Source organism: Leisingera sp. ABD4_442 (assembly GCF_056160905.1).
Genome location: NZ_JBSWYB010000033.1, coordinates 36,011 through 51,194 on the forward strand (window position 1 = coordinate 36,011; position 15,184 = coordinate 51,194).

Sequence of the window (15,184 nt, forward strand, 5' to 3'; positions counted from 1 at the left end):
GATTTGCGTTTATTGTCCGCGGTCAAAGGAGACTGGAGGGCAGTAGATGACCTATATTCTGGCGATTGATCAGGGCACCACTTCGACCCGGGCTATCCTGTTTGACGATGCCATGCAGGTTGCAGGCACCGCGCAGCAGGAGTTCACCCAGCACTACCCGCAAGCGGGCTGGGTGGAGCATGATCCGGAAGAGATTTGGTCAACCACTGTTGCCGTCTGCCGCCAGGTGATGGTGGACCTGGATGTCTCCGCCGCGGATATCGCCGGCATCGGCATCACCAACCAGCGTGAAACCATCGTTGTCTGGGACAAGTCCAGCGGCAAAGCCATTCATAACGCCATCGTCTGGCAGGACCGCCGCACCGCCGCCATCTGCGAGGAACTGCGCACGGCGGGGCACGAGGAGATGGTCACCGACCGCACCGGTCTGCTGCTCGATCCCTATTTCTCCGGCACCAAGGTGAAATGGATCCTCGACACCGTTCCGGGCGCGCGCGGCCGCGCCGCGGCAGGCGATCTGCTGTTCGGCACCGTCGACAGCTTCCTGATCTGGCGCCTGACCGGCGGCGCATCGCATGTGACCGACGCCACCAACGCGGCGCGCACGCTGATGTATGACATCCGCAAGGGCCGCTGGAGCCGCACGATCAGCGATCTGCTGGATGTGCCGCAACAGATGCTGCCGGAGGTCAAGGACAGCGCCGCTGATTTTGGCACCACTGATCCGGAGATCCTGGGCGGTGCAATCCCGATCCTGGGCGTGGCCGGTGACCAGCAGGCGGCCACCATCGGTCAGGCCTGTTTCCAGCCGGGGATGATGAAATCCACCTACGGCACGGGCTGTTTTGCGCTTTTGAACACCGGGGATGCGCCGGTGGTCTCCAAGAACCGTATGCTGACCACCATCGCCTATCAGCTGGACGGCAAGCCGACCTATGCACTGGAAGGCTCGATCTTCATCGCCGGCGCCGCCGTCCAATGGCTGCGCGACGGGCTGGGCATTATCGAGCAGGCGTCGGAGTCCGGCGAGCTGGCGCTGCGTGCCGACCCGGGTCAGGACGTGATCCTGGTGCCCGCCTTCACCGGCCTCGGGGCGCCCTATTGGGAGCCGGAATGCCGCGGCGGCATGTTCGGCCTCACCCGCAATTCCGGCCCGGCGGAGTTTGCCCGCGCCGCGTTGCAAAGTGTCGCCTACCAGACCCGCGACCTCTATGAGGCGATGCGCGCCGATTGGGAGGACGACAGCCACAACACCGTGACCTTGCGCGTGGATGGCGGTATGAGTGCCAGTGACTGGACCATGCAGAGCCTGTCTGACATCCTGGGCGCGGCCGTCGACCGCCCGGTGATGCAGGAAACCACCGCGCTGGGCGCTGCTTGGCTGGCGGGGATGCGGGCCGGGATCTATCCGGATCAGACGGGGTTTGCGGATACCTGGAAGCTCGACCGCCAGTTTGTGCCGCTGATGCAGCCTGCCGCGCGGCAGGCCTCTTATGCCCGCTGGCAGCGCGCGGTGCAGGCGGTGATCGGGGTCTGACCGCTGCGGGATCGGACAGGGCGGGGCACTCCCGCCTGCTCCGCCGCATTCGCAGAATGCGCCTCACAGTTGGGCGTGTCGCCGCGCTTTGCGCGGCGTTTTCTTTATTGCAAAGAGGCGGTTTATGGGCAGGCCTGGCCATAAACACGCCGTTTGCGGCCATCCGCGCTTCATGGGTGAGCAAGCTGCCTGGAAACGCTCCGGGGGAGCGTTTCGCTTGCGAAGGGGCGGAGCCCTGGCAAAGCCGCGCCTGCGGCACGGCGGCTGTGCCGCCCTTGACCCGTGGCCGGCCACGGGCGGGGCCTCAGCTGACGCGGGCGCCTGCCTGGATGGTTGCGGGGCGGGCGTTCAGCTCTTCGATGGAGAAGCCCGCAATGGATTTGTATTTGGCAGCATGGGCGGCCAGTTCAGATTTGGGGATTACCTCGCCGATGTCCGCAAAGTCGCCGCCGCAAAGATCCTCGACGCGCTGCAGCACCCCGTCCGGCCCGCCGCCTGCGCGGTTGGCCAGGCCCACTGCCGTTGTCACCGGGCGCACTTCCGCCTCGTAAGCCCTGAGCGCAGCTGCGTTGATGCCGTGCTCAAGCAGCTTGGCGCCAATCACCCGCGCGTCCACAATGGCCTGGCTGGCGCCGTTCGATCCCACCGGATAGGTCGGATGCGCGGCGTCGCCGATCAGGGTGACGTTGCCATATGTCCAGCGCGCCAGCGGGTCGCGGTCCACCATCGGGTATTCATAGACCGCCTCCGCCCCTCGGATCAGGGCCGGGACGTCGGCCCAGCCAAACTGCCAGTCGGCGAAATCCGGCAGGAACTCCTGGATATCCGCGGGCCGGTTCCAGTCTTCCTTCCGCCAGGGCGCGGAGGGATCAAAGCTCTTTTCCGCGATCCAGTTCATGGTGACGCAACCGTCGGCATCCGGCGTCGAGATCGGATAGGCCACCAGCCGCAGCTGGTCATGGCCGATCATCGCCATCGCCGCGCCGCCCTTGAATTCGGGCGCCCTTGTGGTGGCCCGCCACAGGATGCGGCCGTTCCAGATGGGCGCGCCCTCGTCCGGCACCATCTGCGCGCGCAGGGCGGAGTGGATGCCATCCGCTGCAATGACCAGCGATCCCCCGATCCGCCGCCCGTCCGCCAGATGCAGCGCGGCGGCGCCGTCCATGTTCTCAAACCCAGCAGCCCGCGCACCGGTTTCAATGCAGTCCGCCCCGGCACGTTCTGCCAGAACCCTGCAGAGCATCATCTGCAATTCGCCCCGGTGCACCGAATATTGCGGCCAGGCATAGCCCGCGCCCGTGCCGCGCGGCTCCTCCCAGATGGTCTTGCCCAGCTTGCTGTAGAACCCCAGTTGCCGGGTCCGGACGCCGATTGCGTCCAGGTCTGCCTCCAGTCCCAGATCGAACAGTTCCCGCACCGCATTGGGCTGCAGGTTGATGCCAACCCCCATCGGCTTCAGTTCGCACACGGCCTCGAAGATGTGGAACGGCACCCCGATCTGATGCAGCGTCAGACCCAGGGTCAGCCCGGCAATGCCGCCGCCGGCGATCAGGATGGACATGGTAAGTATACTCCCTATTTGCGCGGGCAGATAACCACGGCGCGCAACAAGGGGCAAGCCTGCGTCGATAGGGGGCTCAGCGGCGGCCAGCGATGATCAGGTCGGGGCCAAAGATCACGTCGGCGTAATTGTGCAGGTAGATCTTCAGCCAGGGAGTGAACCGTTCGGGATGGCGGCTCACCTCGGCCAGCAGGTCGTGATAGTCGACCCAGCGGGTCTCCATCACCTCTTCAGGGTTGGGGGCGACCTTGGGGGGGCGGTGCGCATGGGCCAGGAACACATCGACCGCTTCATGCTCCACCAGGCCATTGCCGACGTCGGCGCGGTATTCCAGGTGGTGGCGGAATTCAGGGTAAAGCCCGGTGAGCCCCAGCTCCTCCCGCATACGCCGCACCGCACAGGCCGATGGCTGCTCGTCCCACATCGGATGGGTGCAGCAGGTATTCGCCCACAATCCGGGGGTGTGGTACTTGCCCATCGCCCGGCGTTGCATCAGGATTTCCACGCCTTTCACCACAAAGACGGACACCGCCTTGTGCTTCAGCCCGCGCTCATGCGCGGCCAGCTTGTCGACAGGGGTCAATTCGCCGTTCACCCAGGCGGGGATCATATGGCTCATGCTGTGTCCGTGGCGGGTTTCCGATATGCGGCCTGCCGCAATTGCGATGGCCTGCCTCCTACCGCTAACGCCTGAAGATTCGGAAAGCAATTACGCGAAAAGCCGCGGCGAAAATGCCGCGGCTTTGTGATGTTCAAACCAGCAGGCCGGCTTATTCGGAGACGGCTTCCGCGGCTTCCTCGGTTGCGGCTTCCTCTGCCGGGGCAGGGCCATGACTGGCCAGGAAGGCATAGATGTCTTCGCCGCCCTTTTTCAGGCGGAAGGACATTTTCGACTTGGCCTTGCTGTTGCCGGTCTCGGCCCGCAGGAACTTCTTGGGATCGGCGGCAAAGGCGACGAACTTCTCTTCGTCCCACACCAGGCCTGCTTCGCCGGCTGCGACCAGGTCAGCGCCGTATTTGAAGCCTTCGGCGGTGCCCGCCTGACGGCCTGCCAGGCCCCACAGGTTCGGGCCGGTCTTGCCGCCCTTGACGATTACGTCGCCTGCGTCGGACACCACCATGTGGCAGGACTTGCATTTGTTGAACCCCTTCTCGCCAGCTGCCGGATCGCCTTCGGCAAAGGCAGGGGTGGCGAGGAGGCCGAAAATGGCGGCGGTCAAAAGAGGTTTCATATTGCTTGCTCCAGTTTTGAGTTGGCAGATGTGACTCATGATCCAATAGCCCGCAGTGTCAACCGGCAGTTTGACGCGCATCAAAGTTCCGGCAGGATGCCGCAGCGTTTCAGGGGGCGGTCCAGCAGGGCAGCAAATCGCCAGGCTGCGGGCGGGCATGATAGATTGCGCGGGCAATCGCACGGCTCAGGCACAGCGCGGCGGCATGGCACAGCAGGCCCAGCTCTGCGTCCGGGGCCGCCAGCGCCCTGGCGCCGGTACTGGCGGCAAAGACCAGATCGCCGTCGCCGGGGGAATGAGCAGGCACGATGGCGCGGCCGATGCCGTCATGGGCGGCCGTGGCCAGCCGCTGGCACTGCGCCTTGGTCAGCGCCGCATCGGTGGCAACGATGGCAATGGTGGTATTGGCGCGCTCCGGCGGCAGCGGGGTGTTGCCCAATTTCTGCATGGCCTCAATCTTGCGGCTGGGCTGGTTCCGGCCCAGCCCGGCAGCCGGGTCGGGGCCGATGCCGCCGAACTCATAGCCGATTTCAAACGGCGCCGCCCAGAAATGCCGCTCCCCCGGGGTGGTGACGGCGCCCAACGGATTGGCTGCCGCCAAGGCGCCCACCGTGGCACCGCTCTCCAGCACCAATGACGCTGATCCCAGCCCGCCCTTCAGCATCGCGGTCAGCGCACCAGTGCCGGCGCCGGCGGTGCCAAGCTCGAAATCCTCAGCCGCAGCTTCAAACGCGGCCCGGCCCAAGGTGCGGTAGGGGTTTTCGCCCCAATCCTTGTCCCCGCCGTTCAGCAGGTCGAAAATAATCGCACCGGGCACCAGCGGCACCCGTGCGGGGCCAACCGGAAACCCTCTGCCCTCGCCATGCAGAGCATCCATCACACCGGAGCAGGCGTCCAGCCCAAAGGCAGAGCCGCCCGACAGCACCAGCGCGTCGATCCTGGCGACCGATTTGTCCGGCGCCAGCAGATCGGTCTCCCGCGTGCCCGGCGCGCCGCCCATCACCTGCACGGAAGCAGTGAAGGGCTGTTGCGCGGTCAGCACCGTTGTGCCGGATTTCAGCGCGGCGTCCTGTGCGTTGCCGACCAGCAGGCCGGGCACGTCGGTGATCAGGTTTCTGGGGCCGGGGAGCATGGCGGGATGTCCTTCTCAATAAAAGCGCGCTGGCGCGCGCTGCCTCCGGCGGGAGTATTTTCCGGAAAGATGAAAACAGGGAGGCTAGATGCAGCGCCCGCCGTCCACTTCCATTGCGACGCCAGTGATCATGCTGGCCTCGTCCGAGCACAGGAAACAGGCGGCATTTCCCATGTCCTCCGGTGTTGAAAAGCGGCCGATCGGGATGGTTGAAAGGAACTTGGCGCGCATTTCCGGGGTGTCCTCGCCCATGAACGACTTCAGCAGCGGCGTTTCCCCCGCCACCGGGTTGATCGCATTGACCCGCACCCCATGCGGCGCCAGCTCCACCGCCATGGTCTTGGTGGCCGTGATCATCCAGCCCTTGGAGGCATTGTACCAGTTGAGGTTGGGGCGCGGCGACACCCCGGCGGTGGAGGCAACATTCAGGATTGCGCCCCGATGGTTGGCCTTCATATGCGGCACCAGTGCGCGGGCGGTCAGGTAGACGGATTTGACGTTGACGCCCAGCACACGGTCGAAATCGTCTTCGCTGATCTCCTCCAGCGGGGCGGGCAGATGGGTGACGCCTGCGTTGTTGACCAGAATGTCGAGGCGCCCGAAGGCGGCCAGCGCGGCCTTGGCCATGGCATCGACCGAAGCCCGGTCCGAAACATCCACTGCCTGAGCCAGAGCATTGCTGCCCAGCTCCGCCGCCATCGCCTCCGCCGCGGCGCCATTGATGTCGGCAATCATCACCCGGGCGCCTTCTGCCAGGAACTTGCGCGCAATGCCCGCACCAAAGCCCGAGGCGCCGCCGGTCACGATGGCGGTTTTTCCGTCCAGACGCATGATTTCCCTCCCGAACTGTTTGACGCCAGCATGGGACGCTCCGGGCGGCGGCGCAATCCCAAGTCAGTCCGGGGCGATCTTACCGCGCGTCGCTTTCAATTCGCCGCGCTGCTTCTTGGCGTCCAGCCGCCGCTTGACCGAACCGCGGGTCGGTTTGGTGGCAATGCGCCGCTTGGGCGTCACCAGCGCCTTGCGCACCAGTTCCGCCAGCCGTTCGCGCACGATTTCGCGGTTCCTTTGCTGGGAGCGCGTCTCGTCGCACTGCAGGATGATCGCGCCTTCCTTGGTCCAGCGCCGCCCCGCCAGCCGCTTCAGCCGGGATTTGACCGCAGGCGCCAGCGCAGGCGAACGCGCAGCCTCGAACCGCAGCTCCACGGCGGTGGCCACCTTGTTCACATTCTGCCCGCCGGGGCCCGAGGCGCGGATGAAGCTCTCGGTCATTTCCCAGTTCTGCAGGGTGATTTGCTCGTTGATGCGGATCATGGCTGCGGCGGTTTGCGGAAAGCGGTCTTAAAATCGAAAGGGCTGTTCCACACGCGGGGAACAGCCCTTCGAGATGATAGGAGGTGCACCGGTTAGGTCAGCACCAATTCAGGGGTCTATACGTACCAAGGGCTGCCTCGGCCGCACTCCTTCTGAACTGTTCCGGCACTGCTCTCCATAGCTTCTCTAGACAATGGGCACCTCCTTTCTGATGTTTCGTGTAAGTCCAGCCTGCCACAGATTCGGTTAATGTCAAAACAAAATCATGTGGTCTTTACGGAGAGCTTACGCACGATGATGCGGAAGGGCACAAGCGCGAGCAGCGCCAGCGATAGTTTCACCAGCCAGTCGGCAAAGGCGAGCGACACCCAATAGGGCACCACAGGGCCGTGGCCGATCAGCGGCAGCATGTCGCCGGCCCAGGAGGTATCGTTGCCCGGTTCGATCCAGGCCAGCGAGGCGGAAAAGGCGACGGTGAAGAAAATCGCAGTATCCACGGTGGAGCCGATCAGGGTGGAGGCCAGCGGCGCCCGCCACCATTTTCCCTCCCGCAGGGCAGAGAAGATGGCGACGTCCAGCATCTGCGCGGTCAGGAAGGCGAGGCCGGAGCCAAGCGCGATGCGCAGCGTTACCGCCGGATAGGAGAAGCCGTCGCCTTGCAGCATGACCTGGGTGCCGATCAGCGAGCAGATCACCCCGGTGACAAAGCCCGCGGCCACGACCCTGCGCGCGGCTGCGGCGCCATAGACGCGGTTCATCACATCGGTGACCAGGAAGGCCACCGGATAGGTGAAGGCACCCCAGGTCAGCCAGTTGCCAAACAGGAACTGCACCAGGATGTTGGAGGCCACCACAACTGCGGCCATGGCAAGAATGCCGGGAATATGCGAGCGGGTCATGCGCTGGATCCGTTTATTTCGGGGCCGCGGGGCGGGCAAAAGACCGGCTCCTTTATCGCGGTCCAGGCCGGGCTGCAAGTTTCGGGCCAGGGGTATTCGGCCTGGTGCGGGCAGGCTATCGGCGTTCAGGCCCGGGGGAGGGCTCCCGCCCGCGCCGGATGCATTCGGGGAATGCCCCCATGCGGTTGGGCCGGGCGCCGCTGGCGCGGCGCGGTCCCGCGGGTCAGCGCGGCAGGGCGTACTCCACCAGTTCGGTACGCTGCAGCGCCAGGAAGTTGTCGTCCGACACCATGGTGGCGCGCAGGCGGCCGCTGCCGTCGGTCCAGACCGACAGGCCCTCTAGATTGTCATGGGTGCCGGCGCGGGTCTGCAGCAGCACGGTTTCATTCTCTGGCCCGGCTCCGGTGATGTCCCATCGGCGCAGCCGGCTGCGGAAGCCCAGCAGGGTCAGGTCGCGTTCCAGAAGGTAGAACCGCCCGTCGGGGCCGAAATCCGCATCGACCGGCAGGAAATTACCCTTGGGCGGCAGGTTGAAGGGCCGGCTCCAGCGGCGGCCGTTCCAGCGCCAGACCGGGATCTGCCCGTGTTTGTCAAAGGCGCGCTCCGGCAGGGTGTAAAGCCAACCGCGGGCGTCGATCGCCAAGGTTTCCAGCGACTTGTTTGGCGGCAGCTTGCGGAAGGCCTTGGGGCGCGGCAGCACCTTGGCGCGGCCCTCTGGGTGGAGGTAGCGGGCCACCCGTGCGGCGCCCTCAAAGGAGATGTAGCGGGAGCCGTCCGGCGCGACGGCCAGGCCTTCGCTGTCGCCGGAGAACCCCCGCAGCATTTTGCCGGTCGAGGCGCGCAGCCCATGGGCCCGCTGCGCCGTGATGCCGGCGATAAGGCCGCCGCGGCGCTGAATTTCCGTTGCCACCAGGGTGGCGCGGTCGCTCAAGACCAGCATTGCGGTGCCGCCGCCGGTGACTTTCAGTGCCGAGAAGCCTCCGAACCAGGGCAGGTCCAGCCTCCAGGTATAGCTGCCCAGATACTCGGCCTTGCCGGCCGCCGCACCTGGCCGGCTGGCGGCAACAGCTGCCGCTGCCAGGCCGGCAGCAGCGGCCAGGGCCAGGATCAGTTGGATTGCAGAACGGCGGCGCATTGCTTGGGCAGGTCCGAAAGGGTGTAATCCCGTCTCGGTTTAGGCTTTGGCGCGTTCGGGTCAACCGGTTTCGGCGGCGGCGGGTTCAGGATGTTGTTCACCCATTGCTGCGCATCGGCGCAGCCGTCGCCTTTGGGCGGGGCCGCCTGATCAACACAGCCGCGGGCGCCGCGCGGGCAGTTGAGCCGCACATGGAAATGGTAGTGATGCCCCCACCATGGCCGGATCTTGCGCAGCCATTTGCGGCTGCCTTTCTCGTCATTGCACATCTGCACTTTGGCGCCCGGGAAGACGAAAATCCGCGCCACCCGCTTGTCCTGCGCGGCGGCCTTGAGGATCTCGTGGTGGGCCCGGGTCCAGCTGCTGTTCACGTAGGCACCCTTGGCCCGCCGCATGGAGATTGAGGAGATGTTCTCCCGCGCATTGCGGCTGAGGTTCAGCCGGTCCGGCGGGCGCATCCAGATGTCGATATCGAGACCGATCTGGTGGCTGCGGTGGCCCGACAGCATCGGCCCGCCGCGCGGCTGGCTGATGTCACCGATATAAAGCCCCTCCCAGCCGCGCTGCCTGGCGGCCACGCGGCTGAGGTCCTTCACAAAATCAATGGCCGCCGGATGCCCCCAGTTGCGGTTGCGGCTGAGCCGCATCGCCTGCCAGGTGGGGCCGGTTTCGGGCAGCTGCTCAGCCCCTGCAACACAGCCCTTGGCGTAGGAGCCGAAGGGCGCGGGTTTCTGCTGCGAGGCGCTGGGCTTGGCCCCGAACAGCGCCTTGGCTGGGGTCTGCGCGCTTGCCGGAACTGATAACCCAGCAACCGCTAAACATATGGCAAGTAACAGTCTCAACCCTGATCTCCTTCTCCTTGAACCCAGAATAACAGTACCAATCCGACCAGAAACAGGCCGATCACCGGCGTGATACCAAGCCGGGCGCTGCCGGTCACGGTGGTTGCAACGCCGATCAGCGCGGGCGCCAAAAACGCGGTGGCGCGGCCGGACAGGCCATATAGGCCAAAGCTCTCGGTTGCGTCTCTGGGGCTGGTGTGGCGCACCATCAGGCTGCGGCTGGCCGCTTGCAGGATGCCGCCGAAGCCGCCAATCAGCACGCCGCAGCCAAAGAAAACCGTGTCCGGAAGGGTGGAGCCCTCAGCAAGCGGCACCCCGAAAATCTGATACCGCGACATGGAGACAATCACCAGGCAGACCAGGGACAGGATCAGGATCGAGGCGATGATCACCGGTTTCGGCCCGAACCGCCGGTCTGCCTTGCCGCCCAGCCAGCTGAACAGGGTGGCGGCAAAGGCAGCGACAATGCCGAAGATGCCGATCTGGGTGATCTCCCATCCCAGCACCAGCTTGGCATAGACACCGCCGAACCCGTAAAGCCCGTTGAGCGCATCGCGGTACATCATCGAGGAGCCGAGGTAGCTTGCCAGGCTCAGCCGGTTGCCCAGACCCGCGACCAGCTTGACCACCATCTGACAGGCTTTGCCCAGGCTGGCCTTGCGCCCGGTCGCGCCGCGGTCCTTCACCCACAGGAAGTAGGGTATCATGAAGACGGCAAACCAGATCGCGGTAAAGGGGCCGACCGCACGGGTGCCTTCCTTGGCCTCCGCATCCAGGCCCAGGGCCGGGCTGAGGCCAACCAGCGTCTTGCCGGTGCCCTGCTCAACAAACAACAGGAGCATGGTAAACAGCGCGATCACCCCGCCGAGGTAGCCAAAGGCAAAGCCAGAGCCGGAGATATCGCCCACATCCTCGCGGCTGGCCAGCGTCGGCAGCTGCGCGTTGACAAAGATCAGCGCAAATTCTGCGCCGATGAAGCCAAAGCCGAAACTGACCAGCATCCACCACAGATTGCTGCCGCCCGGGTCCATGAACCAAAGCCCCCAGGCGCCAATCAGATACATCAGCGAAAACATCATGATCCAGGGCAGCCGCCGCCCGGTGATATCCGCCAGCGCCCCCAGGAACGGCGCGCCAAAACCGATGATCAGCCCGGTTATGGTCAGGCACATCGACCAGACGGTCTGCGCCTGCGCCTTGGCGGCCTCGCTGTCCAGGCCCTGGCCCATGAAATGCTCGGCGGCCACAGCGGCAAAGAACGGGCTGAACACAAAGGTCACCAGCAGCGTCTGGTAGGGCTGGCTGGCCCAGTCAAAGAACCACCATCCCCAGATCCGCTTGCGCGTGGACACCTGCTGCATACCCGGCCTCTTTTTCTTGTTGCCTTCAGGTATGGCAGGCGGGCAGGGGCCTAGGCAAGCCCGTCCTGCATCGGCGGCCAGGGCCGGCCGCCATCCGCCGCGCACCAGTCTCTGATCCAGCCGGGCAGCTCGGGCGAGGTTTCCGCGTCCTGCCCCAGTGCCTCCAGCACTTTGGCGGGCGGCACGATGCCGTTCCGGTCCGTCACCGCGGTGCGCAGCATCACATGGCTGGCGCAATCGCCGTTCTTCTTCCACATGGATTGTTCGACATAGATGAATTTCTCGTCCCAGCCCGCCGTGCGGCTGCGCATCTCGAACTTCTCGAATCCGCGGATGCGGCGGCGGTAGCGCACCGAAGATCCCGCCACCGTCAGCCCCCAGCGTTTCTGCCGGAGCGCCTTGATCAGCCCGACCCGCTGCGCCAGCATGGTGCGCCCCAGATCATACAGCGTCATGGTGCGGCCGTTGTTCAGCTCCATCCACATGTCCAGATCCCAGGGCCAGCAGATGTGGCTGGAGACATGCATGCCGGTGATCGGCAGCGGCGCCATCCGGCTGGCCAGAACGGTATCCTTGATCAGGCGGACAATCGGGTACATCGGCGCGGGCTCCTTGATGGCATGTGCCCGTGATGCCACCGGTTTACAGCGCGTCAACCGCAACCTCGCGGAAGCCTTGCGTATTTCCTGCGGGCTGCTTACCTGTGTGGCTGTTCGAAAGAGGGAAATACCGATGGTATCGCTGTTCCAAATCCTGATGCTGATCCTGGACATTGTCTGGTTCTTCATCATTGCCCATGTGATCATGAGCTGGCTGATCAATTTCCAGGTGCTGAACCTGCACCAGCAACTGGTGGCGCAGATCTGGTACGGGCTGAACCGGATCCTGGAACCGCTCTATGCTCCGGTGCGCCGGCTGATGCCCAACATGGGCGGGCTGGACCTTGCGCCGCTGGTGGTGCTGATCGGCGTCTACGCGCTGCGCATCATCCTGGTGAACAACGTCTCGGCGTTCTACTGATCTGAAAATCTCCGGCCCGGCATTTCCTGCCGGGCTTTTAACCTGCGGGCCTTGCCGCCCAATGCCTCCTGTGGGATTGTGCCTGCCAAAGAAGAGCAGCACTGACCACGAGGCCCTCCGCCCCCATGACGGATATGACCGCCCTCAGCGGCGCGACTCCCATTCTGCGCGAGATTTTCGGCTTTGACGCCTTCCGCCCCGGACAGGAGGAAATCGTCGATGCCGTGACCGCCGGGGAAAACGTGCTGGCAATCATGCCCACCGGCGGCGGCAAATCCCTGTGCTACCAGCTGCCCGCGCTGCTGCGCGACGGGATCACCGTGGTGATCTCCCCCCTCATCGCCCTGATGCGCGACCAGGTCCGCGCCTTGCAGGAGGCCGGCGTCAATGCAGGCGCGCTCACCTCCGGCAATACCGACGAAGAGACCGAAATGGTCTGGGAAGCCATCGAGGCCGGGCGCCTGAAACTCCTCTACATGGCCCCCGAACGTCTTGCCTCCGGTGCCGCCATGGGGATGCTGCGCCGTATCGGTGTCAGCCTGATTGCGGTGGATGAGGCGCATTGCGTCAGCCAATGGGGCCATGACTTCCGCCCTGACTACCTGCGCATCGGCGAGCTGCGCCGCGCCCTGGACGTACCGCTGGCGGCCTTCACCGCAACTGCGGATCAGGAAACCCAGGAAGAGATCGTCCAGAAACTGTTCGACGGTGAGGCCCCCCGCAGTTTTCTGCGTGGCTTTGACCGGCCCAACATCCATCTGGCCTTTGGCGCCAAGGACAGCCCGCGCCGCCAGATCCTGGAATTCGCCGCCGCCCGCAAAGGGCAATCCGGCATCGTCTACTGCGGCACCCGCGCCAAGACCGAAGCACTGTCAGCGGCCCTGCGCGAAGCAGGTCACAGCGCCTGTTTCTACCACGGCGGCATGGAGGCTGAGGACCGCCGCATCGTCGAGACCCGCTTCGCCCGCGAAGATGGGCTGATCGTGGTCGCCACCGTGGCCTTTGGCATGGGGATAGATAAGCCCGACATCCGCTGGGTCGCCCACGCCGACCTGCCGAAAAGCATCGAGGCCTATTATCAGGAAATCGGCCGTGCTGGCCGCGACGGGGCGCCTGCGGAAACCCTCACCCTGTTCGGCCCCGACGATATCCGCCTGCGCCGCAGCCAGATTGACGAGGGCCTCGCCCCGCCCGAACGCCGCGCCGCCGACCACGCGCGCCTGAATGCGCTCTTGGGCCTGGCCGAGGCGCTGCACTGCCGCCGCCAGAAACTGCTGGGCTACTTCGGCGAGGAGGCGGAACCCTGCGGCAATTGCGACCTCTGCGACACGCCTGCCGAAGTGTTCGACGGCACTACCGTGGTGAGGAAGGCGCTGTCGGCGGTTCTGCGGACAGAGGAATGGTTCGGCTCCGGCCATCTGATCGACATCCTCCTGGGCGCCGACAACGAGCGCATCCGCGCCAAACGCCATGACGAACTGTCGGTCTACGGCTGCGGCAAGGAACTCGGCAAGCGCCAGTGGCAGGCGGTATTCCGGCAGATGATGGGCCGCGACCTGTTGCGCCCCGACCCGGAACGCCACGGCGCCCTGCGCTTTACCGAAGCCGCCCTGCCGATCCTGCGCGGCGAGCAGTCCATTGACCTGCGCCGCGATACCATCAAATCAGCGGAGCGCCGCCCGGCCGTGAAGGCGCTGGTCTCCGAAGAAGACGCGCCGCTGTTGTCGGCCTTGAAGGCCAAGCGCCGGGCGCTGGCCGAGGCGCAGAAAGTACCGGCCTATGTGATCTTCCCCGACCGCACTCTGATTGAGATGGCTGAGGTGCGCCCGGAAACGCTGGACCAGATGGCCCGCATCAACGGCGTCGGCGCCAAGAAGCTGGAACGCTACGGCGATGATTTCCTGGGCGTGATCACCGGCGCTGCCGAGCAGCTGCACCCTGCCAGGCGCAAGCTGGCAGGGCGCGAATCCGGCTCTGTTTATGACGGGTTGCTTGAGGTGCAGGCGCAACTGGCCCGCGGCGAATGCGGCACCCTGAAGCCGCTCAGCTGTTCAGCCTCGCTGCTGGCCAAGGTTGCGCAGATGCGCAGCGATGACGAGGCGGGCATCACAAGACTGTTAGGGGAGCGCCGCGCCGAACGTTTTGCCTCGGCGTTTCTGGACGTCCTGCGCGGCGCGGGCTAGGGTCGCGCCAAGAACAACGCCTGAAATCTGAGGGGGCAGGAAATGCTGGTAGTGACCTCTCCAGCCAAGAAGCTGGACTGGGCAGAACGGGATCAGGAAATGACCTGGCCCGCGCTGCACGATGACGCGGTGGCACTGGCGGAGGTGGCGCGCGGGCAATCCGTGGCGGGTCTGATGAAGCTGATGCACATCAGCGAGGATCTGGCCAAGCTGAACCATACCCGTTTCCAGGAGTTTGCGGCCGACCCCAAGACAGACGCCACCCGCCCGGCGGCGCTGGCCTTTGCCGGCGATACCTACCAGGGGCTGGAAGCCGGGTCTTTGGATGCGGACGAAATGGCCTGGGCGCAGGAACACTTCCGCATCCTGTCAGGGCTTTACGGTGTGCTGCGCCCGCTGGACGCGATGCAGCCCTACCGGCTGGAGATGGGGTCGCGGCTGAAAAACCCGCGCGGCAAGAACCTTTATGAGTTCTGGGGCAGCCGGATTTCCGAGGCCCTGAATGCGCAGGCTGAGACCGTGGGTGCGGAGGTGCTGGTGAACTGCGCCAGCCAGGAGTATTTCGGCGCGGTGGATCTGGCGGCACTGAAGCCGCAGGTGGTCACGCCGGTGTTCATGGAAGACAAAAACGGCACGCCGAAAGTGGTGAGCTTCTATGCCAAACGCGCCCGCGGCGCGATGGCGCGCTACATCATCCAAGGCCGGCTGACGGATGCAGAGAGCCTCAAGGATTTTGATGCCGGCGGCTATGCCTACCAGCCGCAGATCTCGGAGCCGGACAAACCCGTCTTCCTGCGCAAGGCCTGAAGCAGGGCGGAACACAAAGCGGGCGGCGGCTCCCGCCCGCTCCGGCACATTCAAAGAATGCACCGTCCCGGTTGGGCACAGGGGGGGGGGGGAGGAGAGGAGAGCAGAAAAAAAAAAAAAAAAAAAGGAAAACAGAAACAAAACGAGAAATCTCCCTCCGC

At 65.1% G+C, this 15,184-nt stretch carries 15 protein-coding genes; 4 read left to right on the plus strand and 11 right to left on the minus strand.

Annotation, left to right across the window (positions count from 1 at the left end; translation table 11 throughout):
• Window positions 1–46: 46 nt before the first annotated feature.
• Entirely contained in the window at window positions 47–1,537 is a 1,491-nt protein-coding gene (glpK, locus tag ACXAHG_RS18905) for a glycerol kinase GlpK (RefSeq protein WP_475059827.1), read from the plus strand.
• A 304-nt stretch (window positions 1,538–1,841) separates the two neighbouring features.
• Here glpK and ACXAHG_RS18910 read toward each other — a convergent pair whose 3' ends face one another.
• From ACXAHG_RS18910 to ACXAHG_RS18960, 11 genes are all read right to left on the minus strand, one after another.
• Window positions 1,842–3,098 carry a flavin-dependent oxidoreductase gene (locus tag ACXAHG_RS18910; RefSeq protein WP_475059829.1) on the minus strand — a complete coding sequence of 419 codons (1,257 nt, stop codon included), beginning with the start codon at window positions 3,096–3,098 and terminating at the stop codon, window positions 1,842–1,844.
• 76 nt (window positions 3,099–3,174) lie between these two features.
• Window positions 3,175–3,717, minus strand: a complete 543-nt coding sequence (gene idi / locus ACXAHG_RS18915; protein ID WP_475039866.1) for an isopentenyl-diphosphate Delta-isomerase — start codon at window positions 3,715–3,717, stop codon at window positions 3,175–3,177.
• 151 nt (window positions 3,718–3,868) lie between these two features.
• A complete protein-coding gene (locus ACXAHG_RS18920; RefSeq protein WP_475059831.1) occupies window positions 3,869–4,330 on the minus strand; it encodes a c-type cytochrome in 462 nt (153 codons plus the stop codon).
• 109 nt (window positions 4,331–4,439) lie between these two features.
• The gene (locus tag ACXAHG_RS18925; RefSeq protein ID WP_475059834.1) at window positions 4,440–5,462 is read right to left on the minus strand and encodes a P1 family peptidase; all 1,023 of its coding nucleotides are present in this window, start codon (window positions 5,460–5,462) and stop codon (window positions 4,440–4,442) included.
• A gap of 84 nt (window positions 5,463–5,546) precedes the next feature.
• The gene (locus ACXAHG_RS18930; protein WP_475059837.1) at window positions 5,547–6,293 is read right to left on the minus strand and encodes an SDR family oxidoreductase; all 747 of its coding nucleotides are present in this window, start codon (window positions 6,291–6,293) and stop codon (window positions 5,547–5,549) included.
• Between the two features lie 63 nt (window positions 6,294–6,356).
• The gene (arfB, locus tag ACXAHG_RS18935) at window positions 6,357–6,776 is read right to left on the minus strand and encodes an alternative ribosome rescue aminoacyl-tRNA hydrolase ArfB (RefSeq protein ID WP_475059840.1); all 420 of its coding nucleotides are present in this window, start codon (window positions 6,774–6,776) and stop codon (window positions 6,357–6,359) included.
• 263 nt (window positions 6,777–7,039) lie between these two features.
• Entirely contained in the window at window positions 7,040–7,675 is a 636-nt protein-coding gene (locus ACXAHG_RS18940; protein ID WP_475059842.1) for a queuosine precursor transporter, read from the minus strand.
• Window positions 7,676–7,898: 223 nt separating this feature from the next.
• Complete coding sequence (locus ACXAHG_RS18945; RefSeq protein WP_475059845.1) at window positions 7,899–8,810, minus strand: esterase-like activity of phytase family protein; 912 nt, start codon at window positions 8,808–8,810, stop codon at window positions 7,899–7,901.
• Complete coding sequence (gene mepA / locus ACXAHG_RS18950; protein WP_475039855.1) at window positions 8,783–9,652, minus strand: penicillin-insensitive murein endopeptidase; 870 nt, start codon at window positions 9,650–9,652, stop codon at window positions 8,783–8,785. Before mepA ends, ACXAHG_RS18945 begins: the two co-directional genes overlap by 28 nt.
• Entirely contained in the window at window positions 9,649–11,046 is a 1,398-nt protein-coding gene (locus tag ACXAHG_RS18955; protein ID WP_475059853.1) for an MFS transporter, read from the minus strand. Before ACXAHG_RS18955 ends, mepA begins: the two co-directional genes overlap by 4 nt.
• A gap of 17 nt (window positions 11,047–11,063) precedes the next feature.
• Window positions 11,064–11,612 carry an acyl-CoA thioesterase gene (locus ACXAHG_RS18960; RefSeq protein ID WP_475039853.1) on the minus strand — a complete coding sequence of 183 codons (549 nt, stop codon included), beginning with the start codon at window positions 11,610–11,612 and terminating at the stop codon, window positions 11,064–11,066.
• A gap of 133 nt (window positions 11,613–11,745) precedes the next feature.
• Here ACXAHG_RS18960 and ACXAHG_RS18965 point away from each other — a divergent pair, with 133 nt between their 5' ends.
• From ACXAHG_RS18965 to yaaA, 3 genes are all read left to right on the plus strand, one after another.
• Window positions 11,746–12,033, plus strand: a complete 288-nt coding sequence (locus tag ACXAHG_RS18965) for a YggT family protein (protein ID WP_475039852.1) — start codon at window positions 11,746–11,748, stop codon at window positions 12,031–12,033.
• 125 nt (window positions 12,034–12,158) lie between these two features.
• Window positions 12,159–14,216 (plus strand): DNA helicase RecQ, encoded by a 2,058-nt coding sequence (gene recQ, locus ACXAHG_RS18970; RefSeq protein WP_475039850.1) that lies wholly within the window; start codon window positions 12,159–12,161, stop codon window positions 14,214–14,216.
• Between the two features lie 42 nt (window positions 14,217–14,258).
• Complete coding sequence (gene yaaA / locus ACXAHG_RS18975) at window positions 14,259–15,023, plus strand: peroxide stress protein YaaA (protein ID WP_475059848.1); 765 nt, start codon at window positions 14,259–14,261, stop codon at window positions 15,021–15,023.
• Window positions 15,024–15,184 lie beyond the last annotated feature (161 nt).

What these genes read in the sequence shown, in the direction of transcription:
- idi (WP_475039866.1), bottom strand. Translation starts at nt 3,717, where the DNA reads ATGAGCCATATGATCCCCGCCTGGGTGAACGGCGAATTGACCCCTGTC.
- yaaA (WP_475059848.1), top strand. Translation starts at nt 14,259, where the DNA reads ATGCTGGTAGTGACCTCTCCAGCCAAGAAGCTGGACTGGGCAGAACGG.
- recQ (WP_475039850.1), top strand. Translation starts at nt 12,159, where the DNA reads ATGACGGATATGACCGCCCTCAGCGGCGCGACTCCCATTCTGCGCGAG.
- ACXAHG_RS18965 (WP_475039852.1), top strand. Translation starts at nt 11,746, where the DNA reads ATGGTATCGCTGTTCCAAATCCTGATGCTGATCCTGGACATTGTCTGG.
- ACXAHG_RS18920 (WP_475059831.1), bottom strand. Translation starts at nt 4,330, where the DNA reads ATGAAACCTCTTTTGACCGCCGCCATTTTCGGCCTCCTCGCCACCCCT.
- glpK (WP_475059827.1), top strand. Translation starts at nt 47, where the DNA reads ATGACCTATATTCTGGCGATTGATCAGGGCACCACTTCGACCCGGGCT.
- ACXAHG_RS18940 (WP_475059842.1), bottom strand. Translation starts at nt 7,675, where the DNA reads ATGACCCGCTCGCATATTCCCGGCATTCTTGCCATGGCCGCAGTTGTG.
- ACXAHG_RS18930 (WP_475059837.1), bottom strand. Translation starts at nt 6,293, where the DNA reads ATGCGTCTGGACGGAAAAACCGCCATCGTGACCGGCGGCGCCTCGGGC.
- ACXAHG_RS18925 (WP_475059834.1), bottom strand. Translation starts at nt 5,462, where the DNA reads ATGCTCCCCGGCCCCAGAAACCTGATCACCGACGTGCCCGGCCTGCTG.
- ACXAHG_RS18960 (WP_475039853.1), bottom strand. Translation starts at nt 11,612, where the DNA reads ATGTACCCGATTGTCCGCCTGATCAAGGATACCGTTCTGGCCAGCCGG.
- ACXAHG_RS18945 (WP_475059845.1), bottom strand. Translation starts at nt 8,810, where the DNA reads ATGCGCCGCCGTTCTGCAATCCAACTGATCCTGGCCCTGGCCGCTGCT.
- arfB (WP_475059840.1), bottom strand. Translation starts at nt 6,776, where the DNA reads ATGATCCGCATCAACGAGCAAATCACCCTGCAGAACTGGGAAATGACC.
- ACXAHG_RS18910 (WP_475059829.1), bottom strand. Translation starts at nt 3,098, where the DNA reads ATGTCCATCCTGATCGCCGGCGGCGGCATTGCCGGGCTGACCCTGGGT.